20 protein-coding genes and 1 riboswitch are annotated in these 24766 nt (G+C 42.6%); all 20 genes read left to right on the top strand.

The window, feature by feature from the left end; all coding sequences use genetic code 11:
- The first annotated feature begins 170 nt into the window (after window positions 1-170).
- The 20 genes from AN619_RS00265 to gap all read left to right on the top strand — a co-directional run bounded on the left by AN619_RS00265 (window position 171) and on the right by gap (window position 24588).
- Window positions 171-1799 carry a Na/Pi cotransporter family protein gene (locus AN619_RS00265; protein WP_068553907.1) on the top strand — a complete coding sequence of 543 codons (1629 nt, stop codon included), beginning with the start codon at window positions 171-173 and terminating at the stop codon, window positions 1797-1799.
- Window positions 1800-2027: 228 nt separating this feature from the next.
- Entirely contained in the window at window positions 2028-3659 is a 1632-nt protein-coding gene (locus tag AN619_RS00260) for a Na/Pi cotransporter family protein (RefSeq protein ID WP_068553905.1), read from the top strand.
- A gap of 161 nt (window positions 3660-3820) precedes the next feature.
- Window positions 3821-4669 carry a DegV family protein gene (locus AN619_RS00255; protein ID WP_068553903.1) on the top strand — a complete coding sequence of 283 codons (849 nt, stop codon included), beginning with the start codon at window positions 3821-3823 and terminating at the stop codon, window positions 4667-4669.
- Window positions 4670-4715: 46 nt separating this feature from the next.
- Window positions 4716-5561: a DegV family protein gene (locus AN619_RS00250; protein ID WP_068553901.1), complete on the top strand. Its 846-nt coding sequence runs from the start codon at window positions 4716-4718 to the stop codon at window positions 5559-5561.
- 62 nt (window positions 5562-5623) lie between these two features.
- A complete protein-coding gene (locus tag AN619_RS00245) occupies window positions 5624-6739 on the top strand; it encodes a DUF362 domain-containing protein (protein WP_068553899.1) in 1116 nt (371 codons plus the stop codon).
- 383 nt (window positions 6740-7122) lie between these two features.
- Window positions 7123-7230: riboswitch (glycine riboswitch) on the top strand.
- 195 nt (window positions 7231-7425) lie between these two features.
- Window positions 7426-7818, top strand: coding sequence for a GrdX family protein (locus AN619_RS00240; RefSeq protein WP_083524888.1), 393 nt, complete (start codon window positions 7426-7428; stop codon window positions 7816-7818).
- 27 nt (window positions 7819-7845) lie between these two features.
- Window positions 7846-8793: a thioredoxin-disulfide reductase gene (gene trxB, locus AN619_RS00235; protein WP_068553897.1), complete on the top strand. Its 948-nt coding sequence runs from the start codon at window positions 7846-7848 to the stop codon at window positions 8791-8793.
- A 68-nt stretch (window positions 8794-8861) separates the two neighbouring features.
- Entirely contained in the window at window positions 8862-9182 is a 321-nt protein-coding gene (gene trxA / locus AN619_RS00230) for a thioredoxin TrxA (RefSeq protein ID WP_068553895.1), read from the top strand.
- 69 nt (window positions 9183-9251) lie between these two features.
- Window positions 9252-10538: a glycine/sarcosine/betaine reductase component B subunit gene (locus tag AN619_RS00225; RefSeq protein ID WP_068553893.1), complete on the top strand. Its 1287-nt coding sequence runs from the start codon at window positions 9252-9254 to the stop codon at window positions 10536-10538.
- Between the two features lie 55 nt (window positions 10539-10593).
- A complete protein-coding gene (gene grdA, locus AN619_RS00215) occupies window positions 10594-11064 on the top strand; it encodes a glycine/sarcosine/betaine reductase complex selenoprotein A (protein ID WP_083524887.1) in 471 nt (156 codons plus the stop codon).
- 51 nt (window positions 11065-11115) lie between these two features.
- Complete coding sequence (gene grdB / locus AN619_RS00210) at window positions 11116-12426, top strand: glycine reductase complex selenoprotein B (RefSeq protein WP_083524886.1); 1311 nt, start codon at window positions 11116-11118, stop codon at window positions 12424-12426.
- Window positions 12427-12671: 245 nt separating this feature from the next.
- Complete coding sequence (grdC, locus tag AN619_RS00200; RefSeq protein WP_068553883.1) at window positions 12672-14210, top strand: glycine/sarcosine/betaine reductase complex component C subunit beta; 1539 nt, start codon at window positions 12672-12674, stop codon at window positions 14208-14210.
- Window positions 14211-14221: 11 nt separating this feature from the next.
- The gene (grdD, locus tag AN619_RS00195) at window positions 14222-15409 is read left to right on the top strand and encodes a glycine/sarcosine/betaine reductase complex component C subunit alpha (protein WP_068553881.1); all 1188 of its coding nucleotides are present in this window, start codon (window positions 14222-14224) and stop codon (window positions 15407-15409) included.
- Window positions 15410-15753: 344 nt separating this feature from the next.
- Window positions 15754-16800, top strand: a complete 1047-nt coding sequence (locus AN619_RS00190; RefSeq protein ID WP_068553879.1) for a BMP family lipoprotein — start codon at window positions 15754-15756, stop codon at window positions 16798-16800.
- 218 nt (window positions 16801-17018) lie between these two features.
- Window positions 17019-18512, top strand: a complete 1494-nt coding sequence (locus AN619_RS00185) for an ABC transporter ATP-binding protein (protein WP_068554081.1) — start codon at window positions 17019-17021, stop codon at window positions 18510-18512.
- Window positions 18512-19609, top strand: coding sequence for an ABC transporter permease (locus AN619_RS16095; RefSeq protein ID WP_083524885.1), 1098 nt, complete (start codon window positions 18512-18514; stop codon window positions 19607-19609). The genes AN619_RS00185 and AN619_RS16095 overlap by 1 nt, the downstream gene beginning before the upstream one ends.
- Window positions 19610-20569, top strand: a complete 960-nt coding sequence (locus AN619_RS16090; RefSeq protein WP_068553877.1) for an ABC transporter permease — start codon at window positions 19610-19612, stop codon at window positions 20567-20569. It abuts the gene before it with no gap.
- Between the two features lie 170 nt (window positions 20570-20739).
- Window positions 20740-22119 (top strand): RNA polymerase factor sigma-54, encoded by a 1380-nt coding sequence (gene rpoN, locus AN619_RS00170; RefSeq protein WP_068553875.1) that lies wholly within the window; start codon window positions 20740-20742, stop codon window positions 22117-22119.
- 377 nt (window positions 22120-22496) lie between these two features.
- Window positions 22497-23552, top strand: a complete 1056-nt coding sequence (locus tag AN619_RS00165) for a sugar-binding transcriptional regulator (protein ID WP_242867252.1) — start codon at window positions 22497-22499, stop codon at window positions 23550-23552.
- Between the two features lie 22 nt (window positions 23553-23574).
- Entirely contained in the window at window positions 23575-24588 is a 1014-nt protein-coding gene (gene gap / locus AN619_RS00160) for a type I glyceraldehyde-3-phosphate dehydrogenase (protein ID WP_068553873.1), read from the top strand.
- Window positions 24589-24766: the final 178 nt, after the last annotated feature.

Below are 24766 nucleotides of genomic sequence, written 5' to 3'. Positions count from 1 at the left end.
TCTTTTTGTTTTATCTTTTCGTTCAAGGGAAATCATCCATCCGTGGGTACTAATCTGGCAATTAACAAACATTAAAAAAAATTAATGGAAAGTTAACAAAAACCGCAAAAAATAGTGTATGATATACAAGGAAATACATGAGACATCATAAATGATTGTGGGGGGACATGATGAAAATTCTGTTTGAATTGCTGGGAGGTCTAGGACTTTTTCTATACGGCATGACCATTATGGGTGACGGCTTAGAGAAAGCTGCCGGAAATAAAATGAAAAGGATCATTGAAGTACTGACAAATAACCGATGGGTTGCCATGATTGTAGGAATTGTGGTGACGATGGTGATCCAAAGCAGCAGTGCCACTACGGTAATGATCGTGGGTTTTGTCAATGCGGGGCTCATGACCCTGACGCAGGCAACCGGTGTCATTATGGGGGCCAATATCGGAACGACCATTACGGCACAAATTGCTTCGTTGAACTTGAGTCAAATTGCCCCTCTCGTAGTAGGGGTCGCAGTAGGGGTCTGGCTGTTTTCAAACAATAAGAGAACAAAGAATATCGCAGAAATTTTCATTGGATTTGGAATTTTGTTCATTGGCATGGACTTCATGAAACATGCTGTGAAACCTTTAAGAGAGTACGAAGGATTCAGAACGATGCTGTTGGGTTTTGGCAGAGATACATGGGTCGATTCTTTTCTTGCCATATGTGCCGGATTTGCCGTAACTGCCGTTGTTCAGAGTAGCAGTGCATCAACGGGAATCTTGATTGCTTTGGCCAGCGAAGGATTGCTTCCCATTGAGGCTTCGTTGCCCATTGTCTTTGGAACCAATATTGGCACCTGTGTTACTGCGATGCTGTCCAGTATTGGGGCCAACAGAACAGCAAAAAGGGCTGCCTTTATCCATTTTATGTTTAACTTGGCCGGCACCGTGATTTTTATGCTGCTGTTCAGAAATGTGACCATTCAGTTTGTAAAATATATTTCACCGGAGAATGCTGCGAGACAGCTTGCAAATGCTCATACATTCTTTAATGTAGTCAATACAGCAATTTTGCTGCCCTTTGCTCCAGTGCTGGTCCGTTTTGCTAATGCCATTATTCCCGTGAAAGCTTATGAAAAGGAAAAAGGGGCCGGTATTCAATATTTGGATGACAGAATTTTGGAAACACCATCGATTGCCATAGGCCAGGTAATCAAAGAGACACTGAATATGGGAAATTTAGCTTTGGAAAACTATAAAAAATCCATGGAATCCTTTTTCAGAAAGGACGAAAAGTTGGTCCATGAGGTATTTCGCCAGGAGAAAGTGATTAATCAGCTGGAGCGGGAAATTGCCGCATATTTGGTAAAACTGTCCAACACTGCCCTATCTGCCGAACAGCACGAAATTGTGGACGGGTTATTTAGTACAATTAATGACATCGAGCGGGTAGGGGATCATAGTGACAATCTGGCAGAGCTTTCTTTATATGCCATAGAGCATAGCCTAAACTTTTCCAATACCGCCATGCTGGAGTTAGAAGAGATGTACGGTAAGGTGCTGGAAGCCTATGAGCAATCCCTTCTCACTTTAAGAACAGGGGATCTTCGGATTGCAAACAAGGTGATTCAAAGAGAGGGAGAAATTGATATGCTGGAAAAAAGCTTAAGAGCTAATCATATTCAGCGGTTGAACAAGCAGATGTGCCTGCCGGAATCCGGCGTCATATTTTTGGACATGCTCAGCAACCTTGAAAGGATCGCTGATCATGCAGCCAATATTGCCATAGCCGTTTTGGATGCAACAAAAAAGTAGGGATGAAAGGAAATCTTGAAATGGACAGTTCTTTTTTAACGTGGTTTTAAAGAAAACAATATTATTTTTAAAAATTTAACACAGAGTTAACAAAAAGCATAAAAAATTATTGTATGATAGACAAGGCAGTCCTTTAAATGAGAAGGGACGTATGGAAAGAATTTTTGCGTGGAATTCTATGGCAATATTTCTTAGATACTTTGTTTATTTAGTACGGGAGGATGAAGCATGGGTATAGCATTTGGTCTTATTGGAGGATTAGGTTTATTTCTTTATGGAATGCGCATCATGGGTGACGGACTTGAAAAGGCCGCGGGAGAACGACTCAAAAAATTGATTGAGGTGTTGACGAACAACCGGATCATGGGCGTGATTGTTGGAACTATCGTTACTGCTATCATACAAAGCAGCAGTGCTACCACAGTCATGGTTGTAGGATTTGTCAATGCGGGGATTATGAAATTGACCCAAGCCGTTGGCGTGATCATGGGAGCCAATATCGGAACAACGGTCACAGGGCAGCTTGTGTCCTTTAAATTGACAGATTATGCACCGTTGGCTGTGGGGATCGGGGTAGCTATTTGGCTGTTTGCGTCAAACAAGAAAACAAAAAATATCGCAGAAATCTTTATTGGTTTTGGTATTCTGTTTATTGGTATGGAGACCATGTCCCATGCCATGAAGCCCCTCCGAGAGTATGAAGGATTCAAAATGATATTGGCAAGCTTTGGTGGGGGAACCTTCCTGGATACGCTCCTGGGAATTTTAGCAGGCTTTGCTATTACTGCAATCATTCAAAGCAGCAGTGCCTCTATCGGTCTTTTGATCGCTCTTGCGAGCCAAGGATTGTTGCCGATTGAATCTGCCCTGCCAATTTTATTTGGTGACAACATCGGTACATGTGTAACGGCGCTACTATCCAGTATCAGCGCAAACAAAACGGCCAAAAGAGCAGCAATTATTCACTTGATGTTTAATATCGTTGGAACGATTCTATTTGTGTTTATATTGCAAAGGCCGGTATTATATGCCGTGAAGGCTTTATCTCCCGGGGATGTGGGAAGACAAATTGCCAACGCCCATACATTGTTTAATGTAACCAACATGTTTATTCAATTGCCTTTTGCGGGAGTATTGGTATTCTTCGCTAGGAAAATCATCCCTGAAACTCCCGATGAGCAGAAGCATGTGGTAGGTGTGAAATATCTGGATGACCGTATTCTGGAAACACCTTCTATCGCTTTGGGGCAAACGATTAAAGAAGTTTTGCATATGGGCAATTTGGCATTAGAGTCCTATCAAAAATCAATGGAAGCATTTTTAAATACCGATGAAAAAACAGCTCATGAAGTTTTTTCTCTGGAAAGTGCCATTAATCATTTAGAAAAGGAAATCGCCGCTTATTTGGTGAAACTGTCCAATACAGCCTTATCAGCAGAGCAGCATGAGATTGTGGATGGGCTATTTAATACCATTAATGATATCGAGCGGGTAGGAGATCATGCGGATAATTTGGCAGAGCTGGCTATATACCGCATTGAAAACAAACTGGAATTTAGTGAAGTCGCTATTCAGGAGCTGCAGCTGATGCATGACCGCGTGCTGAAATCTTATACCCAAGCTATTCTGGCACTGAAAACGGGAGATACAAATATTGCAAAAAGGGTAATTGAAAGAGAAGGCGAGATTGACCATATGGAGAAATCTTTGAGGGCCAGTCATATTGCCAGACTCAATAAGCAGCAATGTTCTCCGAGCGCAGGGGTAATATTCCTAGATATTATCAGCAATTTGGAGCGAATCGGGGACCATGCTTCAAAAATTGCCTTTGCAGTGATTGATGCAACGCAAAAATCATAAACAAAAGATAAGACAGGTGCTTCAGTTGCATGGGGCTCCTGTTTTTTCTTTTTTTGAAATTCTATGAAAAACCGGGCCAGTCCAAAATTTGGTTGTAAAATCATCATATTGATAATACAATATAGGTAGAATAAAAAAGAGAAAATTGAGGTGAGCAGAGAATGATAAAAATTGTAACGGACAGCGTATCAGACATACCACAGGATTTAGCAAAAACCTTAGATATTACCGTGGTGCCTTTGACGGTAAATTTTGAGGACAAGTCCTATCGTGACGGTATTGATTTATCAACAGAAGAATTTTTTGCCATGATGAAGGAAAGTCCAAAACTGCCCACAACCTCACAGGTTACACCCGGTGAGTTTTTCAAAGTATTCCAAGAGTTAACGACTTCGGGAAACACAGTGATCACAATTCTGATGTCATCCCAGCTGAGCGGAACCTATCGTTCCGCCTTAGCGGCAAAGGATATGTTGGAAAATGGGGATATTGAAATCATAGACTCAAAAGGAGTTACCCTCGGTTATGGATTATTTGTCATTGAAGCAGCCAGGATGGCACAAAATCATTATAGCAAAGAGGAAATATTAAAAAGGATTACATACATGCGGGAAAATATGGAATATAAATTTGTGGTGGATACCCTTGAAAACCTATATAAAGGCGGAAGGCTCAATGCGGCGGAGGCTTTTGTAGGAAAACTGCTGAATATCAAGCCTATATTAACGATGAAGGATGGAAAACTTATTCCGGAGGATAAGGTGAGAGGCAGAAAAAAAGCCATTAAGTGGCTGATAGATTGGATTCAAGAGCATCAAATCGATTTATCCCAGCAAACCATAGGAGTAAACCATTCCAATGATGAGGCCTATGCTTTAGAATTGATCGAAGCCATTCGAGGAAATTTTGCCGTGAAGGAGATTATTCTTTCGAAAACGGGATGTGTTGTAGGGACCCATGCGGGGCCCGGTGCCGTCGCTATGTATTTTTTAAGAGAATATAAACAATAATGTAGAAAAAGGAAAAGGTGCTGACTTTTCGAAAGGAGGAATATGTGTGAAACCTATAAAAATTATTGCAGATAGCCTTTCTGATATTCCGAAGGAGCTGGCAGCAAAATATAATATTTCTGTGCTTCCTTTAACCATAAGATTTGGCGATGAAGAATACAAGGACGGGATTGATTTAAGCACAGCTCAGTTCTTTGAAAAATTAAAGACAACGACGCAAATGCCCAGCACTTCCCAAGTGCCGCCCCATGAATTTTTAGTGGAAATGAAGGCAGCCTTGAACGATGGCTATGAGGTGATTGTTATTAACGGTTCCTCTGGCGTCAGCGGGACCCATCAATCGGCCCTGATGGCAAAACAGCAATTGGATACGGAGGAAGTAACGGTAATAGATACCTTAGCCCTTTCTTATTCCTGCGGCATGATTGCGGTAGAGGCGGCAAGAATGGCGCAAGCAGGAAAAACAAAGGAAGAAATACTCCATAGAATTGAAGAGATGAAAAAAAGGGCAGATCATCTTTTCTCCGTGGAGACCTTAGAATTTTTAAAAAGAGGGGGACGATTGAGCGCAACAAAGGCGGCCATTGGCACGATACTGAATGTGAAGCCCATTCTTACGATAGAATCAGGAAAGGTTGAAACTTTAGATAAAGTGAGGGGCAGCAAGAAAATTATTCCCAGGATGATCGAACTGGCAAAGGAAAGGGGCATGCAAAAAGGTTGTGAGATGATAGGATTGGCCCATGGGGACAATCTGGTAGGTCTTGAAATTCTAAAAGAAGAAGTCATCAGAGAGTTTGAGCCCAAGGAATTGGTTACGACAAATATCGGCTGTACCATAGGAACCCATACGGGTCCGGGATTATTAGCTTTGCTGTATTTAAGAGGATAAGACATCCATAAACCATATGGGTGCTTTCATCCTGTCAAGAGGAAGGGAGAGGGAGAGGAGAAGTGGCTAGTAAAGTATATTTTGCAAACCTAAGAGCAACTTCTAAAAATACCAATATATCGACAAAGCTGCGAAAGTTGTTTGACAAAGCAAAGATAGGGGATATCCTTGCCAAGGGAGACCAGACAGCCATAAAACTCCATTTTGGAGAAAAAGGCAGTCACGCGTATATTCATCCTGTATTTGTAAGACAGATTGTGGATAAAGTCAAAGAAAAAGGGGGGCAACCCTTTTTGACGGATACCAATACCCTCTATGCAGGTAGCAGGACCAACAGTGTTGACCATATGGTGACGGCTATTGAAAACGGTTTTGCCTATTCGGTAGTGGGAGCACCCATTATCATTGCTGACGGACTATACAGCAAGAATTCCATCGATGTGCCCGTCCATCAGAAAAATTTTGCTACTGTAAAAATTGCAGGGGATATTTATAATGCCAATGCTATGATTGTGCTGTCCCATTTCAAAGGACATGTAATGTCAGGATTTGGCGGGACGATTAAAAATTTGGCTATGGGTTGTGCTTCGGCAGCAGGAAAACAAATCCAGCATTCTGATGCAAAGCCGGAAGTGATCGACAAGCATTGCATCGGCTGCAGCGTTTGTGCCAAATGGTGTCCGGCAGACGCCATTACGATTCAAGGCGGAAAGACAAAGATAGATTTGGAAAAGTGCATCGGCTGTGGAGAGTGTACAACGGCATGTCATAAAAGGGCCATTAAGGTTCAGTGGAAGACGGATACGAAAGTGTTTTTGGAAAAAATGGCTGAGTATGCCTTGGGTGCCGTTGCAAACAAACAAGGGAAGGTGGCCTATATGAACTTTGTCATGAATGTAACCCCTTTATGCGACTGTGTACCTTGGAGTGATACCCCCATCGTTCCCGATGTAGGCATACTAGCTTCCTTTGATCCCGTTGCCATTGACCGTGCCAGCTATGATCTGGTCAACAGCCAGCAGGGGCTTCATGATTCAGAATTGTCTTGCAATCACGAGGCAGGGAAGGATAAGTTTCAGGGTGTTCATAAAGATGTGGATGGAGCTTATATTTTGGAGTACGGTGAGAAAATAGGACTGGGCACCAATCACTATGAGCTGATCTCCATTGATTCATAAAAATGGATTATATCTCATCTGCCCTTTTACAAAAAATAATCTTTTTTGTGAAATACAGATCTTGTTGTCATTGACCGGTTGCCGGCTACCAGCCGCCAGCTGCCAGTCATCAGTCACCAGTACCGGTAGCTGACGCCGGTAACTGGCAACTGGTAGCTGCTCAAGAAATATAGCTTTTGCATAGATTTAATTCTAAAGTTGCAAGCCTATAAATTTTTACAGAATAGAAATGCATATGGTTGTCATGCTCCCTTAACAAAAATTCAGAAGATTCAGCCGGAGAAAATGTATTGTCAAATATTTAGCAGATATAATATAATAAATATAGATTTCATCTATGAAAATTATGGAATATATTATAAAAAAATATATATGGTTTCTGGCTGATAAATGCGGGAGAGAGCCCAGGTTACGGGCCGCCGAAGGAACAAACCGAAAAAGTTTGCCAATTTTGAGGTGAAATTCTCAGGCAAAAGGACCGCATTTTGACAGAACTCTGGAAAGCTTCAAAGGAAGCACCGAAGGGGCAATTCTATTTTAGAAGAAACTCTCAGGTTATAGACAGAGGAGTATGGCAATGGATTCTTTGCTGTGCTTCTCTGTTTTCTTTTGAAATCCAGCACGATTTTTAAAAAAATCTTTTGATAAAACGTTTTCCTAGAACACAAGAAACTCGAGGTGAAATCTTGAAAAAAATAATTATTACGAATAATCCTTTGGTATATGAAAATTATAAAGATAAAATGGAAATAATGTATTCTGCAACCTATACATATTTGGAAGTGTTGTCGAACGCCAGAAATAAAATACACGAAGGGCACCGGTTGCTGACCCATCCCCTGTCGGGAAGTGTGAAACCAAACGAAACGCCGTACAAGTCCGTTGCTGTTACGATAGAAAAGGGAAGTTTGGATATGGAATCCCTAATGATCATTGAAGAAAGTATAGAAACTGCAAAAAAGTTTATTTTTGGAAAGAAAACACCCCGTTGGACGGAAAAGATACTGGAAGATTTTCGACTGATTGATTTTTATTTGATCAAAGGCGCCATTGAAAGTATGGATCAATTCCATGGATAACAATTTAAAAATAAAGGAGGAAGAATCATGCAAAATTTGTATGATGTGGTCATTGTTGGATCAGGTCCGGCAGGGCTGGCCGCAGGTCTATATGCTGCAAGAGCAAAAATGAAGACCCTGGTATTAGAAAAGAACAAGGTGGGAGGACAAATTTCAACTACTAATGAGGTAGCGAACTATCCCGGTTCCATTCCCAATGCCACAGGACCCAGTTTGGTGGCTAGAATGGTTGAGCAGGTAGATGAATTTGGCGCAGAGAGAAAGAAAGACAATATTGTAGAAGTTGATTTCAGCGGCAAAATTAAAGTATTGAGGGGCGAAAAGGATGAATATCATGCCAAGGCAGTGATTATTGCCAGTGGTGCTACGCCCAAGTTGATTGGATGCCCGGGCGAGCAGGAGCTAACAGGAAAAGGAGTGTCCTACTGTGCAACCTGTGATGCAGACTTCTTCACGGACCTGGAAGTATTTGTAATCGGCGGTGGAGATTCTGCTGTAGAAGAGGGAATTTATCTTACAAAGTTTGCCCGCAAGGTAACCATTGTCCACAGAAGGGGTGAATTGAGAGCAGCAAAATCAATTCAAGAAAAGGCATTCAAGAATCCCAAAATAGAGTTTATGTGGAATACGGAAGTTGCAGAAATCAAAGGAGATGGTGTAGTAGAATCCATCGTATTTAGAAATACAAAAACCGGTGAAACCCATGAGTACGTTGCCGATGAGAATGACGGAACCTTTGGCGTGTTCCCGTTTATCGGATTCCAGCCATTAAGCGAAATTTACAAAGGGAAAATAAATATGGATCCCCAAGGCTATATTATCACCGATGAAAATATGAATACAAATGTACCTGGTGTGTTTGCTGCAGGAGATATTCGGGTAAAATCATTAAGACAGGTAGTGACAGCTGTAGCGGATGGAGCCATTGCCGCAGTACAGGCTGAAAAATATATTGAAAGCAACTTTGAAGAATGATGCTGTAAAAATTTTTCCGTATACCCTGTGCTATAAAAGGGATATCGGTGATTAAAGGAGGTGAAAACATGTTATCTGTAGATAAGGATACTTTCCAAGCAGAGGTATTGGAAGCCCAAGGATTTGTGCTGGTAGATTTCTGGAGTGATGGCTGTGAGCCTTGCAAGGCCCTTATGCCGGATGTGGAGGAATTGGCTGCAAAATATGAAGGAAAAGTAAAGTTTGTAAAACTGAATACAACCCAGGCAAGAAGGCTGGCCATCTCACAAAAGGTTCTGGGTCTTCCGACAATCTCACTTTACAAGGATGGACAAAAGATTGATGAAGTGACAAAAGACGATGCGACAAAGGCAAATATCGAAGCTATGATTCAAAAACATGTAGGGTAACCTATAGTCTATTCCGGTGGGTATAGACCCGCCGGCTATGGGTTATAAATATAAAGGGAGGTGAATTTTGTGCGCCTAGAACTAGGAAAAATTAAAATTACAGATGTTCAATTTGGTGACACAACGAAGGTAGAAAATGGAACACTGTATGTAAATGAGCAGGAAATTGTAAACCTTATCTTGGAAGACGAGCACATCAAGAGTGTAAAGGTGGAGCTTGCAAAGCCGGGTGAAGAGACAAGAATTACACCTGTGAAGGACGTTATTGAGCCAAGAGTAAAGGTAGAGGGCCCAGGTGGAATATTCCCGGGAGTTATTAACAAAGTTACTACAGTGGGGACTGGACGCACACATGTATTAAGTGGTGCCGCAGTTGTTACTTGCGGCAAAATCGTAGGTTTCCAGGAAGGTATCATTGATATGTCAGGTCCTGGAGCCGAGTATACTCCATTCTCAAAGACATACAATGTTTGCTTGGTCATTGAGCCCGTAGAAGGCTTAAAGCAGCACGAGTATGAAGCTGCAGCAAGAATGGCTGGATTAAAGGCTGCTGCCTTTATCGGCAAAGCGGGATTAAACGTTCAGCCCGATGAGGTAGAAGTTTATGAAACAAAGCCATTACTGGAAAGCATTCAGGAATATCCGAATTTGCCAAAAATCGGATATGTGTATATGCTTCAAACCCAAGGATTGCTGCATGATACCTATGTATACGGGGTAGACGCCAAGAAGATTGTACCTACAATTCTTTATCCGACAGAAGTCATGGATGGAGCAATTCTAAGCGGTAACTGTGTTTCTGCTTGTGACAAAAACACAACCTATCATCATCAAAACAATCCTATTATTCACGATCTGTATGCAAGACATGGCAAGGATCTGAATTTCGTAGGGGTGATCATTACCAACGAAAACGTATACTTGGCGGATAAGGAAAGATCCTCCAACTGGACTGCGAAGCTGTGCAGGTTCCTTGGATTGGATGGAGCTATTATATCCCAGGAAGGTTTTGGCAACCCAGATACAGACCTTATTATGAACTGCAGAAAGATCGAAAACGAAGGTGTCAAGACTGTAATTGTTACAGATGAATATGCCGGTAGAGATGGAGCATCCCAATCCCTTGCTGATGCAGATCCAAAGGCAGATGCTGTTGTAACAGGCGGAAATGCGAACGAAATTATTGTTCTGCCTCCAATGAAGCGAATCATTGGCATGCTGGATTACACAGACAAGATTGCCGGCGGTTTTGACGGAAGCTTAAGACCGGACGGAAGCATCGAAGCTGAGATTCAGGTAATTACTGGAGCAACCAATGAATTAGGCTTCAACAAGATGTCAGCGACTACTTTCTAATCAATAGATGCTTTGCTGAGCAGAAAGAAAAAAATGATAAGAGAGGATGGTAACCATGAGTATGTTCGATGGCAAAAAAGTCATCATCATTGGTGACAGAGATGGTATACCGGGTCCTGCAATGGAAGAATGCTTGAAAGGAACAGGCGCTGAAGTAGTATTTTCTGCTACAGAGTGCTTTGTCTGAACGGCTGCAGGAGCAATGGACCTGGAAAATCAAAATAGGGTAAAAGCAATGGCTGAGAAGTACGGACCAGAAAACATTATCGTTCTTCTTGGTGCTGCTGAAGCAGAAGCTGCAGGCTTGGCTGCTGAAACAGTAACAAATGGAGACCCTACCTATGCAGGTTCATTGGCAGGAGTCCAGTTGGGACTCAGAGTATATCATGCGGTAGAGCCGGAATTCAAAGAAGCAGTAGATCCGGCGGTATATGATGAGCAAATCGGTATGATGGAAATGGTATTAGATGTAGATTCTATCATTGCTGAAATGAAGTCCATCAGAGAACAATTCTGCAAATACTAAAATAAACCTATAAAAAATTTCCCAGTGCAAAAATAAGAGAGGGGGGAAACTATGAGCAAGATAAGAGTTGTTCATTATATAAACCAGTTCTTCGCCGGTATCGGTGGCGAGGAGAAGGCTGATATAAAGCCTGAAGTAAGAGAAGGCGTGGTTGGACCCGGAGCTGCTTTAAACGCGGCATTCGGTGGTGAAGCGGAAATCGTTGCCACGATTATCTGCGGAGATTCTTACTTTAATGAAAATATTGAAGAAGCAAAAACACAAATTCTTGACATGGTGAAACAATACAATCCTGATCTGTTCATTGCAGGACCGGCTTTTAATGCAGGTAGATACGGTGTGGCATGCGGTACCATTTCTAAGGCAGTGAAGGACGTCCTGAACATTCCTGTAGCTACTGCGATGTATATTGAGAATCCGGGCGCAGATATGTTCAAGAAAGACCTGTATATTGTTGAAACAGGAAACTCTGCTGCAGCTATGAGAACGGCAGCTCCAGCATTGGCAAAACTTGCTCTGAAGTTGGCAAAAGGAGAAGAAATCAAAGCTCCTCATATTGACGGCTACATTCCAAGGGGTGTAAGAAAGAACATCTTCTTGGAAGAGAGAGGATCAAAGAGAGCCGTAGATATGATGCTGAAGAAACTGAAGGGTGAGACCTTTGTAACGGAGTATCCGATGCCTGATTTTGACAATGTAGCACCAAATCCGGCTGTAAAGGATATTTCGAAAGCAAAGATTGCCTTGGTTACTTCCGGTGGTATTGTACCAAAGGGTAACCCGGATCATATCGAATCTTCCAGTGCATCAAAGTATGGAAAATACGATATTGCTGATTATGCAAAACTGACAGAAGCAACCCATGAGACAGCCCACGGCGGATATGACCCTGTTTATGCCAATGCAGATCCAAACAGAGTATTGCCTGTAGACGTATTAAGGGACATGGAAAAAGAAGGTGTCATCGGCGAATTACACAGATATTTCTATACTACTGTGGGGAATGGTACTTCTGTTGCCAATTCGAAGGCATTCGCAGCGAAGTTCGCCCAAGAACTGGTGGCTGACGGTGTAGATGCTGTTATCCTCACCTCCACCTGAGGTACTTGTACACGTTGCGGTGCAACGATGGTAAAAGAAATTGAAAGAGCAGGCATTCCGGTAGTACACATTTGTACAGTTGTTCCAATTTCTTTAACAGTTGGAGCAAACAGAATCGTACCTGCTGTAGCAATTCCTCATCCCCTTGGAAATCCGGCGCTGGATCCAGCAGAAGAGAAGAAGCTGAGAAGAAAATTAGTTGAAAAAGCATTAAAGGCTCTTTCAACGGAAGTTGAAGGTCAAACAGTATTTGAAAATTAATAGATTTGCCGGCTGTTTCCGCAGCTGGCAGCTGCTGAGACTAAACAAACAATAAATGGGTGGTGAATGCATCACCCATTTATTAAAATTATATGCATGACATGGAAAAATAAGAACTGATTATTTCTTTCATGATTTTTCTATGCGTCCAAGGATTTTGCCCAATATGTACCTAGTCTGCGGCTGCGAGCTGCCAGGGGACGCCTGCAGCCATTTTGCTCTTAAATTATATGGAGGTGGAAATGATGAGTTATGCTGTAGTAAAAGGATCAGGGTATGTTCTGGTGCATACGCCTGATATGATCTATCATAACGGTACCACGCAAACAACAGAAAAGCTTACAAATCCTGACTCAGAATATCTGAAAAAGCTTCCCGAGCACATTAGACCCTATGAAAAGGTTGTAAACTACGGACCCAATCAAGTGTATATCGGAAATTTGACTCCTGAGGATTTAAGAAAATATGAAATGCCTTGGTATGATAAAGATATACCGGGAGCCAGCCGTTTCGGCAAGTTCGGCGAAATTATGCCCCAGGATGAGTTTATTGCTTTGATGAAGATGGTGGATGCCTTTGATTTGGTAAAATTAGACAAAGGTTTTACAGCCATGGTGAAGGAAAAGATGATGAATCATCCCCTGTTCAAGGATGATGTTCCTAAGCTGAAGGAAGGCGAAGATTTGGCAGATATCGAAAAATATATTCAGGAACAGCATGCAGAAGGTTTGTATCATGAAGGGAAATTGGTAGGATGCGTAAAAAGAGCCCATGATATAGACCCCAATTTAAATGCCCATGTGCTGTTTGAAAACCTTGTGGTAAAAGCTTCCGGGGCATTGGCTTTCAAGCATCTGATTGATAAGAATAATATCAATGTGGCCGATATTGATTATGTGATCGAATGCTCAGAAGAAGCTTGCGGCGACATGAACCAAAGAGGCGGCGGAAACTTTGCCAAGGCCATTGCGGAAGTGGTGGGAGCAATGAATGCTACAGGTTCTGATACTAGAGGCTTCTGTGCGGCGCCAACCCATGCATTGATTGAAGCAGCAGCTTTGGTGCAGGCAGGGGTTTATGAAAATGTTGCACTTGTGGCTGGCGGTGCAACGGCAAAATTAGGAATGAACGGCAAGGACCATGTGAAGAAAGGAATGCCTATCCTAGAGGACGTACTGGGGGGATTTGCCGTTCTTGTAAGCAAAAATGACGGGGTAAGCCCAATATTAAGAACAGATCTTGTGGGAAGACATACCGTAGGAACCGGATCATCTCCCCAAGCTGTCATTACATCCCTTGTCACAACACCCCTGGATAAGGGAGGATTAAAGATTACAGATATTGATAAATATTCTGTAGAAATGCAAAATCCAGATGTGACAAAACCTGCAGGAGCGGGAGACGTGCCGGAAGCCAACTATAAAATGATTGCTGCCTTAGGCGTGAAGAGAAATGAATTGGACAGACAAGACCTGGGTACTTTTGTTGAAAAGCATGGCATGCCGGGATGGGCGCCAACCCAAGGACATATTCCTTCAGGAGTACCCTATCTTGGATTTGCGAAGGAAGATTTAACCACCGGCAATCTCAACCGGGTAATGATTGTAGGAAAAGGCAGTTTATTCCTTGGTCGTATGACAAACCTGTTCGATGGGGTTTCCATCGTCATGGAAAGAAATACAGGAAAGGCAGAAACAGCAGGTGCCAGTATATCGGAAGAAGAAGTAAAGCACATGATAGCAGAGGCTATGAGAGACTTCGCGTCACATCTACTAAAGGCATAGGGGTGATGAGAATGGCTGAAAATAACGCAGTAAAACAAATGATCGGCAAAGTGTTTTTAGACATTGCCGATGCCATCAAAACAGGCAAGTTTGGAAACCGTGTCAAAGTAGGGCTTACAACCCTCGGCAGCGAGCATGGAGTAGAAAATCTGGTAAAGGGTGCAGAACTGGCAGCCAAAAATGCTGAAAACTTTGACATTGTATTAATCGGACCTAAGGTAAATACAAACTTAGAGATTGTGGAAGTAAATACAGAAGAAGAAATGCATAAAAAGATGGAGGAGCTGCTGGACAGCGGTTATATCCAAAGCTGTGTGACGATGCACTATAATTTCCCCATCGGCGTTTCTACGGTAGGAAAGGTGATTACACCGGGGATGGGTCGGGAGATGTTTTTGGCGACGACGACAGGGACGGCCTCAGCCCACAGGGTAGAAGCCATGGTGAAAAATGCCCTTTACGGCATTATCACAGCAAAGGCCATGGGTATTGAAAATCCAACAGTAGGGATTTTAAATCTGGATGGTGCCAGACAAGTAGAACGGGCACTAAAAGAATTAAATGCCAACGGATATAAGATTAATTTTTCCGAATCCATCCGCTCCGATGGAGGAGCTGTCATGAGAGGAAACGATCTGCTGGCCGGTAGTGTCGATGTGATGGTGACGGATACGCTGACAGGCAATATTATGATGAAGGTATTTTCCTCCTATACTACAGGCGGTAGTTATGAGGCTTTGGGTTATGGATACGGTCCGGGAATCGGAGAGGGTTATGACAGAATCATCCTCATTCTGTCGAGGGCGTCTGGCGTACCCGTGGTAGCCAATGCTATTCAATATGCTGCAAAACTTGCCCAGGGCAAACTGACAGAAGTAGCGAAGGCAGAGTTTGCCAAAGCAAAGGCGGCTAAATTTGATGAAATTCTAAAGTCTTTAACCAAGGATGCAAAGAAGGCTCCGGCAGAAACCGAGACAGTAACAGCGCCGGCTCAAGAGGTTGTCACAGGTTCCATCTCCGGTATCGATATTATGGATTTAGAGGATGCCGTCAAGACCCTCTGGAAGGCGGGCATCTATGCTGAAAGCGGTATGGGTTGCACAGGACCGATTGTTCTTGTTCATGAGGAAAAGGTCCATAAGGCAACGGAAATATTAAGTCAAGCAGGCTTTGTAGCAAAGGAAGGCGATATTTGCTAAGCATAAAACTCCAGCGGTGCTGGAGTTTTAGCTTGTAGACAAATCCTTGAGATTTGGCTTCCTGCTCAGACCTGCGCCGCTTTTCTAAATAAAAAAACAAGGAAAAAAGCGGCTTGCTGATTCGCGACGAAGCCTAAATCTCAAGGGTTCTTACTTATCCCGTTACTTTTTCTACAGACTACTCCAGCGGTGCTGGAGTTTTATTGCTGCTATAGCAAAAAAAATAACCATAAATATTTTTTTATACTTTAAAAGGATTTTGAGATGTTCGTGTAGAATTCTTATAGGCTATATTGTCTAGGGGAAGACAACAAAAAATGGACGAAATTGAGGAGGAGAGTAACATGTTCAAAAAAACTATGGCATTATTGCTGACAATGATGTTGCTTGCAGGCTTAGTTGCTGGATGTGGCCCAAAGGCACCCGAACAGCAGCAGCCCGGTGAAAACAATGCCCCTGCTGAGAAACCGCTAAAAATCGCAATGGTTACAGATGTAGGCGGTGTCAATGACAGATCCTTCAACCAATCAGCATGGGAAGGCTTACAAAGAGCACAAAAAGAGCTGGGTGTTCAAGCAAGTTATCAAGAATCCAAACAAGAAGCTGATTATGCAACCAATATTGAAACCCTTGTGGATGCAGAAAACGATTTGATCTGGGGTATTGGTTTCCTTATGGGTGAAACGATAAAAACAGCTGCGCAAAACTATCCCGATCAGAAATTTGCAATTATCGACTATGCCTATGGGGATGAGACACCGGAAAATGTAGTGGGTGTTGTGTTTAAAGAAGAAGAACCATCCTATCTTGTAGGTTACATAGCCGGTAAGATGACAAAAACAAATAAAGTTGGTTTTATAGGCGGCATGGATTTTCCTGTGATCCATAAGTTCCATTATGGATATCTGGCCGGCGTGAAAGCTGCAAATCCAAATGTAGAAGTAATGGTACAGTATGCCAACTCCTTTACGGATGAAGCCAAGGGAAGAAGTATTGCAGAACAGATGTATGCCAATGGTGCAGATATTATCTTCCACGCGGCAGGAGCGACTGGAAACGGCATGATTGAAGTTGCTAGAGAAAAGGGCAAATATGCGATTGGTGTTGATAAAGACCAAAATCCAGACGCACCGGATAACGTAATCACATCAGCCATGAAGCGAGTGGACAATGCAATCTTCAACGTAGCAAAAGATTTAAAAGATGGTAAATACGCTGGCGGAGAAACTGTAGTATACGGTTTAAAAGAAGGCGGTGTAGATATTGCTCCAAGTTCCAGCAAACTGGTACCAAAGGAAATTTTGGATGAAGTAGAAGCCTTAAAGGCCAAGATTATCAGCGGCGAAATTAAGGTTCCGGCTACGAAGGAAGAATTTGAAGCAATGAAATAATTTCTAGTGATGAAGCCCAGGCCATTCGGTTCTGGGCTTCAAATTTCCAAACCAGGCAGGAAAGAATTGCAAATGTGTTGTCGTAAAAATATGGCGGGTTGTTATACGAAGTATAATTTAGTATAATAGAAATGCTTATGCAATCACAAGCGTAGTAGGGAGGTATTGTTTTGGATGCCATAAAGGAGCATATAGATTTTCAGACAGTGGTTGTGGAAATGAAGAATATTGTAAAGAAATTTGGAGATTTTACGGCCAATGATCATATTGATCTCAAGGTGCATAAGGGAGAAATCCATGCCCTGTTGGGAGAAAACGGTGCAGGGAAATCTACTCTCATGAACATACTATATGGGTTGTATATGCCTACAAGCGGCGAAATATATATTCAGGGCCAAAAAGTGGATGTGAAGAACCCCAATGTTGCCATTGCCCATGGCATTGGAATGGTTCATCAGCATTTCATGTTGGTCAAGCCCTTTACCGTGGCTGAAAATATTGTTTTAGGCATGGAACCTACGGGAGCATTTAATAAACTCAATATAAAAAAAGCCATTGAAGATGTACGGGCTCTATCGGAGCAGTATGGTTTGCATGTGGATCCGGAAGCAAAAATTGAAGATATCTCTGTGGGCATGCAGCAGCGGGTGGAAATATTGAAGGCTTTGTATCGAGGTGCGGAAATTTTGATTCTGGACGAGCCGACGGCTGTATTGACTCCTCAAGAAATTAGAGAATTGATTGTGATTATGAAAAATCTTACTAGCCAGGGGAAATCCATCATCATTATTACCCACAAGCTAAAGGAAATCAAAGCCTGTGCCGATTACTGCACCATCATTCGAAGGGGGAAGCGGATTGATACGGTGGATGTTTCCCAAACCGATGAAAATCAACTGGCTTCCATGATGGTTGGAAGGGAAGTTAGTTTTGCCGTAGAGAAAGGGCCTGTCAAACCATCGGATATTGTTTTAAAAGTGGAGGGTTTGGTAGTTGAAGATAATCGAGGATATGAAGTTGTAAAGGGGTTAAATCTGGAGGTTAGGGCTGGGGAAATCGTTGGCATAGCGGGAGTGGACGGCAATGGGCAAACGGAGCTGATTGAGGCGATTACCGGCCTGAGGAAGGTGAAGTCCGGCAAAGTGTGGATCAATGGAGTAGATATTACCAATCGGACCCCCAGGGAAATCTTTGAGGCAGGTGTTTCCAACATACCCGAAGACAGGCAAAAACACGGGCTGGTCTTGGATTTTACTGTGGCGGAAAACATGGTGCTGGAAAACTACCGCAAGGAACCATTTTCTAAGGGAATTCGCTTAAATTATGATAAAATCCGATCCTTTGCCGAGGAGCTCATGGAAAAATTTGATGTACGCCCAAGGAATAAGGAGCTAAAAGCTAGGGCTTTGTCGGGAGGAAACCAGCAAAAAGTTATCATCGCCAGAGAGGTTACCAATGACCCAGATCTTTTGATTGCTGCTCAGCCGACCCGGGGCCTTGACGTAGGGGCCATTGAGTTTGTCCATAGGGCGTTGGTTGATCAAAGAGACAGGAATAAAGCAGTTTTGCTGGTATCTTTTGAATTAGACGAAATTATGAATGTTTCCGATAGAATTTCTGTAATCTACGAAGGAAAGATTGTTGGAACCGTAAATGCAAAGGAAACGGATGAAAATGAATTGGGATTGATGATGGCAGGAGGTGGGCGATAATGGAGGCAAAAACAATGAAGGAACGTATCAAAAATTTGTTTCTCAATGAAACCTTGGCCCTTACCATATTATCGATCATCATGGGGCTCTTAGTAGGTGCTGTGGTCATCTATATTTCCGGTTATCGTCCCTTGGAGGCCTATCGTCTGATGTTGGATGGCATCTTTTCCAGACCGAAATATCTAGCTTGGACGGTGATTCGTTCAACTCCCCTGATTTTGACTGGATTATCCGTGGCATTTGCCTTTCGTACGGGATTATTTAATATAGGAGTTGAAGGACAATTTATCATTGGCGCATTGGCTGCCACTTTGTTAGGGTATTTCCTAAAGTTGCCCGCCATTCTCCATGTTCCCGTTGTCTTCTTTGGTGGGGCTATCGCCGCCGGACTCTGGGGAGCCATTGCGGGATTTCTAAAGTCAAAATTTGGAGTCCACGAGGTAATTGCAACAATTATGTTGAACTGGATGGCTTTGTATTTGTCTAATTTTGCTGTGGAACAGGAGGCATTTAAAAGAAAGGGAACGGAATCTTCCCATGATATCCATGAGACTGCAAAGATCGGAATGGATTGGCTGAAGGAATCCTTGGGTGCGGCTACGAAGGTGAACTGGGGCATTGTTATTGCCATCATCATGACAGCCCTCATTGCATATCTGCTCTTTAAGACGACTGTGGGATATGAGTTAAGGGCTGTAGGATTTAATAAGGATGCCGCCCAATACGGAGGCATCAATGTAAAACGGAGCATTGTATTGTCCATGGCTATTGCTGGAGCTTTGGGGGGTGCCGCTGGAGCCCTCCATGTGATGGGTGTATCGTATCACGTTTCTATTTTAGCTGCCATGGAAGGCTATGGATTTAATGGCATTGCCGTTTCGCTGATAGGAAATAATACGCCTTTTGGAGTCATATTATCTGCATTGCTGTTCGGAGGACTCACTTATGGGGGATCCAAAATGCAGTTGATCGGTGTGCCTACGGAAGTCATCAATATTGTCATTGGATCTATTATTTTCTTTATTGCAACCAATAGAATTTTTCGATATGTGTTAAAGTGCTTGGATAGAAAAAAGCTCCAAAAGGGGGTGCAATAGATGCTTAAGGATTTGGCTTTTATACTGGGAACTACATTGATGTATGCCACGCCGTTGATTTATGCCTCCCTGGGTGCAGTGTTTTCAGAAAACTCGGGAGTTGCCAATATCGGAATCGAAGGGATGATGACGGTAGGGGCTTTTTCTGCTGCTGCTTCTGCTTTTATTCTTTCAGATGTCTACGGGATCCTATGGTGGGTGCCTTGGGTGGCATTTATCATTGGAGGTCTTGCGGGAGGTTTTTTCGGGCTGCTGCATGCCGTGGCATCGGTGAGCTTCCATGCGGATCAGGTTGTATCGGGCATTGCCATCAATTTTTTAGCGCCAGGCCTTTCCCTGTTTCTTTCGAGGAGATTGTTCGAAGGGGCTACGATGACGCCGGCAATACCCTTGAATGCTAAATTGCCGAGGCCTTTGAACGGGGTGATTGAAAATTCTATTCTTGATACGATTTTCAATCAGTATGCCTCCGTCTATATTGCCTTTCTGCTGGTACTTCTGTCCTGGTATGTTTTGTATAAGACAAAGCTGGGATTGAGAATTCGAGCCGTAGGGGAACATCCAAAGGCGGCGGATACCTTGGGAATTAATGTATATAAAATACGATATTTTTCTGTTATTTTGTCGGGAATTCTTGCAGGGCTGGGCGGTGCTTCCTTAAGTATGGCAATCGTTGCTTCCTTCAGACCTACATTAATTTCGGGGCAAGGTTTTATTGCTTTGGCAGCCATGATCTTCGGCAAATGGAAACCCCAGGGTGCCATGGGAGCATGTCTGCTTTTTGGCGCTACTACAGGCATACAGATTTATTTAGGCAGCCCCCAAGTGGGACTTAACATTTCTGCAAATCTGCTGTCCATGATTCCCTATGTCATCACTCTGGTTGTACTCATGGGCTTTGTAGGGAAGGCTGTGGCACCGGCAGCCGATGGAATTCCATATGAAAAAGGAGAAAGATAGACAAGGCCCCAAGCCTTGTCTTTTCTGCTGTAATGCAGAATTGTAGGAACAAGCTTTATTTAACAAAAATTTAATGATATAATAATAAAAGAGAAACAAATATTTGTGCATCCACCGTTTTAAGATTGATCACGATAGTATCCTTTGATATGGAAGGCGGGTGATTGGAGATGAAGATGGGATTCCATTTGAATATTGAGCAGATTCAAAAACTGGTTATGACTCCCGAATTGAAGCAAGCTATTCAAATTTTGCAATTTAATACCCAGGAGCTATCCCAGTTTCTTGATGAACAGCTATTGGCAAATCCTCTTCTAGACATTGCAACCTCACCCCAGGACGTTGAGAACAGCAAAAACTCAAACAAGGAAGAAATAGACTGGAAGGAATATTTTCGAGAATATGATGATATCAGCTATAGACAGCCAAACTATCATAAAGACAAGGATGAAGTATCCATTGAGCAGTTTTTGTATAATGACACGACATTGACGGAACATCTCATGTTTCAGCTCCAATTTTCTATTTTGAAAAAAAGGCATTACAGCATTGCTAAGTTCATTATTGAAAGTCTTGATAAAAATGGCTATTTGACATTGCCCGTATCGGAAATTGCAGAAATTTTTCATGTTTCTGAGGATGCCGTGGAAAATGTATTGTCCATTATTCAAACCTTTGATCCTTTAGGCGTTGCTGCCCGGGATTTAAAGGAATGCCTGCTGATTCAGGTGCGTCAGAGGGGAATTCAGGATAAGAGGATTGCGGATGTCATCTCCCATCATTTGGATGACTTGGCAAATAATCGTTTGGCAAACATTGCGAAGGAATTAAATATTACGCCGAAGGAAGTTCAGGAAATTGCTGATTTTATAAAAACCTTAGAACCAAAACCTGGCAGAATATTTGGATCGACCCATGACGTCAAGTATATCACCCCCGATGTAACCATAGAAAAAGTAGACGGAGAATATGTGGTTATTGTAAATGATACAACGGCTCCAAGATTGACCATCAATTCTTTCTATAGAAGCATGTTAATGAACGAAGATAAGGATTCCAGCACATCAAAATTCCTCACAGACAAATTAAATGCTGCCATGTGGCTGGTGAAGAGCATAGAGCAAAGAAGGCAAACGATTTATAAAGTGGTGAAGGCCATTGTAGATTATCAAATTGACTTTTTTGAGATGGGTAAAAAATATTTGAAGCCCTTAACCTTGAAACAGATTGCCGACGAGATAGGCGTCCATGAATCCACTGTAAGCAGGGCTGTAAATGGAAAATATGTGCAAAGCCCCAGGGGTGTATTTGAGTTGAAATTTTTCTTCAGCAGCGGTGTATCCAACCAAGAAGGAGAAGGGATTGCAGCGGAGAGCATCAAGAGCATGATGCGGGAGTTGATCGATAACGAAAATCCAAAGAAGCCCCTGAGTGATCAAATGATTGCTGATTTATTGCAAAATAAAGGGATCAACATTTCCAGAAGGACCGTCGCCAAATACAGAGACGAGATGAATATACAGCCGTCTTCCAAAAGAAAACGTTTTTAAAGGATAAAGCAAGCATAAGCCTTTGTAGGACAGGAAAGTTGCTGTCAAAAGGTTTATGCTTTTTTATGCTGTAAATATATCCTGTTACTAGCTGCCAACTACCAGCTATCGGTAGTGTTGATGGGCAGCTGGCAACAGATGACTGGCAACTGTTGAAGAAATATAAGCTTTGTGTAAACTTAATTCAAAAGTGCAAATCAACATAAGAGAATTTTATAATTGAATATTGCATTTATAAATTTCATGTATTACAATGAAAATGAAAATATTTTTTTGTCTCGCGCGGGACTAAAAATGTCTATAGGGACATAAATAGACCATGAACAAGGTATTTCTGGGAAGGCTCATAATATCCGCAACAGGATGGGAGGGATATATTGAAATTGATACATAAAGAAGATTGTGATATTGATACGGTCATTGCCCTTCAAAAAAAAATCATTCCCGATCTGCATGAAATTTTTATGAAGCGATATGATATTCTTCGGCTGATCCATTATTATCAGCCTGTGGGCAGGAGACAGCTATCAAGTATTCTGGGGATCGGAGAGCGGGTCATACGGGGAGAAGTGGCTCTGATGAAAAACCAGGGCCTAATTGAGATCCGTGCAGAAGGAATGAATACTACAGCGATTGGAGAAAATACCCTTGAAGGGTTAAGTGTCTTTATTCATCGCTTCAAGGGGTTGCGGGATCTGGAGGAGGAAGTGGGGGAAAGGCTTCAGATCAAAAAAGTCATCGTTGTTCCCGAAATGATTCAAGATGGAGAAATTGCCCTAAAGGAAATTGGAAAGGCGGCAGCTAATTATCTAAAATCAACTGTCCAGTCTAAAATGATTATCGGCATTACCGGCGGAAGCACCATGGCAGCAGTGGCAGAGGAAATGGGAAAGGAACAGGGCAAATTCCAAGATGTGATCGTGGTGCCTGCCCGGGGGGGATTGGGAAAGGATGTAGATAAACAGGCCAATACCATCGCAGCAAAGATCGCCGGCAAACTGGGCGGAACCTATAAGTTGTTGTATATGCCTGACAACATTGATAAAAATGTTTTCTCCACATTGTCAGAAGATCCTGTGATCAAAGATGTAATGGAGTATATTGAAAAAATTCAAGTGCTTATCTTTGGCATAGGACGGGCTGATAAAATGGCCATACGTCGGGGATTGAGCCCGGCAGAGCTTCAAGACCTTGCACAAAAGGGAGCTGTATCAGAAGCCTTTGGCTATTATTTTAATAGAAATGGCGAAATTATCAGGGAGGTAAATACCATTGGCGTAAGCTTGAAAAAGTTTAAAGAACTGAAACTTGTGATTGGTGCCGCGGCGGGAGCGGAAAAAGCAGAAGCTGTGGTTGCCATCAGCAGATTAAACGCCAATCTTGTCCTGGTCATCGATGAAAGCTTGGCAAGGGAAATTTTAAAGATAAAATAATATGATTGAGGGAGGAATTATCATGGGAGTAAAAGTAGGCATTAACGGATTTGGGAGAATAGGGAGAAATGCATTTAAAATTGCCTTTGAAAACCCAAACAATGAATTTGAAATTGTTGCCATCAATGATTTGACCGATGCGGAAACACTGGCCCATTTGCTGAAATATGACAGTGTTTTCGGCAAATTCGAGGGAACTGTAGAAGCAAAGGATGGAGCCCTTGTGGTCAATGGAAAAGAAGTAAAGATTTTTGCAGAAAAAGATCCTGAAAACTTACCATGGGGAGAACTGGGTGTTGATATCGTTATCGAATCCACAGGCATATTTACTCAAAAAGAAAAGGCAATGAAACATATTCAGGCAGGAGCCAAAAAAGTAGTGATTTCAGCTCCGGCCAAGAATGAGGATATCACCATTGTGATGGGAGTCAATGAAAAGGACTATGACCCTGAGAAACATCACATTATTTCCAATGCTTCCTGTACCACAAACTGCCTGGCGCCTTTTGCCAAGGTAATCGATGAAAAATTCGGCATCAGAAAAGGCTTGATGACGACGGTGCATTCCTATACAAATGACCAGAGAATCCTTGATTTGCCCCATAAAGATTTAAGAAGGGCAAGGGCTGCGGCAGAATCGATTATTCCAACGACTACGGGAGCGGCCAAAGCTGTTGCTTTAGTTTTACCGCAGTTGAAAGGGAAGCTCAATGGTTTTGCCATGAGGGTGCCAACACCTACCGTATCTGTGGTAGATATTGTATTTGAGCTGGAGAAGTCTGCAACTGCTGAAGAAATCAATCAAGTGCTAAAGGCTGCTGCCGAAGGAGAATTAAAGGGTATTTTGGGTTACAGCCATGAACCCCTGGTATCCATTGACTATAGAAAAGATCCCCGATCATCTATTATCGACGGTTTATCAACAATGGTTATTGGCGATAATCTAGTGAAAATTATCTCCTGGTACGACAATGAATGGGGCTACTCCCACAGGATTGTGGATTTATTGAACTACATGGTGCACAAGGGTCTGTAGGGTTTCCATTGAAATGAATACCAATCTGTCAGGATTGGTATTCATTTTCACGTGCGCCCGGCATGGGCAGTAACTTGGCGGTGAAAGTCCGCTATGGGCTTGGCAGTGGGAACCATTAGCCAAAGGCAAGGGTGTCCATCGTGAGGTGGAATCTGAAGGAAGCCGGAGGCAAAGTCCC

Source organism: Thermotalea metallivorans (assembly GCF_001562415.1).
GTDB lineage: Bacteria > Bacillota > Clostridia > Peptostreptococcales > Thermotaleaceae > Thermotalea > Thermotalea metallivorans.
The sequence above is the reverse complement of the archived record's forward strand: the minus strand, read 5'-3'. Positions and strand labels throughout refer to the sequence as shown.

Excerpts from the sequence above, each read along its gene's own strand:
- AN619_RS00265 (WP_068553907.1), top strand. The coding sequence starts at position 171 with ATGAAAATTCTGTTTGAATTGCTGGGAGGTCTAGGACTTTTTCTATAC.
- AN619_RS00260 (WP_068553905.1), top strand. The coding sequence starts at position 2,028 with ATGGGTATAGCATTTGGTCTTATTGGAGGATTAGGTTTATTTCTTTAT.
- AN619_RS00255 (WP_068553903.1), top strand. The coding sequence starts at position 3,821 with ATGATAAAAATTGTAACGGACAGCGTATCAGACATACCACAGGATTTA.
- trxB (WP_068553897.1), top strand. The coding sequence starts at position 7,846 with ATGCAAAATTTGTATGATGTGGTCATTGTTGGATCAGGTCCGGCAGGG.
- trxA (WP_068553895.1), top strand. The coding sequence starts at position 8,862 with ATGTTATCTGTAGATAAGGATACTTTCCAAGCAGAGGTATTGGAAGCC.
- grdC (WP_068553883.1), top strand. The coding sequence starts at position 12,672 with ATGAGTTATGCTGTAGTAAAAGGATCAGGGTATGTTCTGGTGCATACG.
- grdD (WP_068553881.1), top strand. The coding sequence starts at position 14,222 with ATGGCTGAAAATAACGCAGTAAAACAAATGATCGGCAAAGTGTTTTTA.
- AN619_RS00190 (WP_068553879.1), top strand. The coding sequence starts at position 15,754 with ATGTTCAAAAAAACTATGGCATTATTGCTGACAATGATGTTGCTTGCA.
- AN619_RS00185 (WP_068554081.1), top strand. The coding sequence starts at position 17,019 with ATGAAGAATATTGTAAAGAAATTTGGAGATTTTACGGCCAATGATCAT.
- AN619_RS16095 (WP_083524885.1), top strand. The coding sequence starts at position 18,512 with ATGGAGGCAAAAACAATGAAGGAACGTATCAAAAATTTGTTTCTCAAT.
- AN619_RS16090 (WP_068553877.1), top strand. The coding sequence starts at position 19,610 with ATGCTTAAGGATTTGGCTTTTATACTGGGAACTACATTGATGTATGCC.
- rpoN (WP_068553875.1), top strand. The coding sequence starts at position 20,740 with ATGAAGATGGGATTCCATTTGAATATTGAGCAGATTCAAAAACTGGTT.
- gap (WP_068553873.1), top strand. The coding sequence starts at position 23,575 with ATGGGAGTAAAAGTAGGCATTAACGGATTTGGGAGAATAGGGAGAAAT.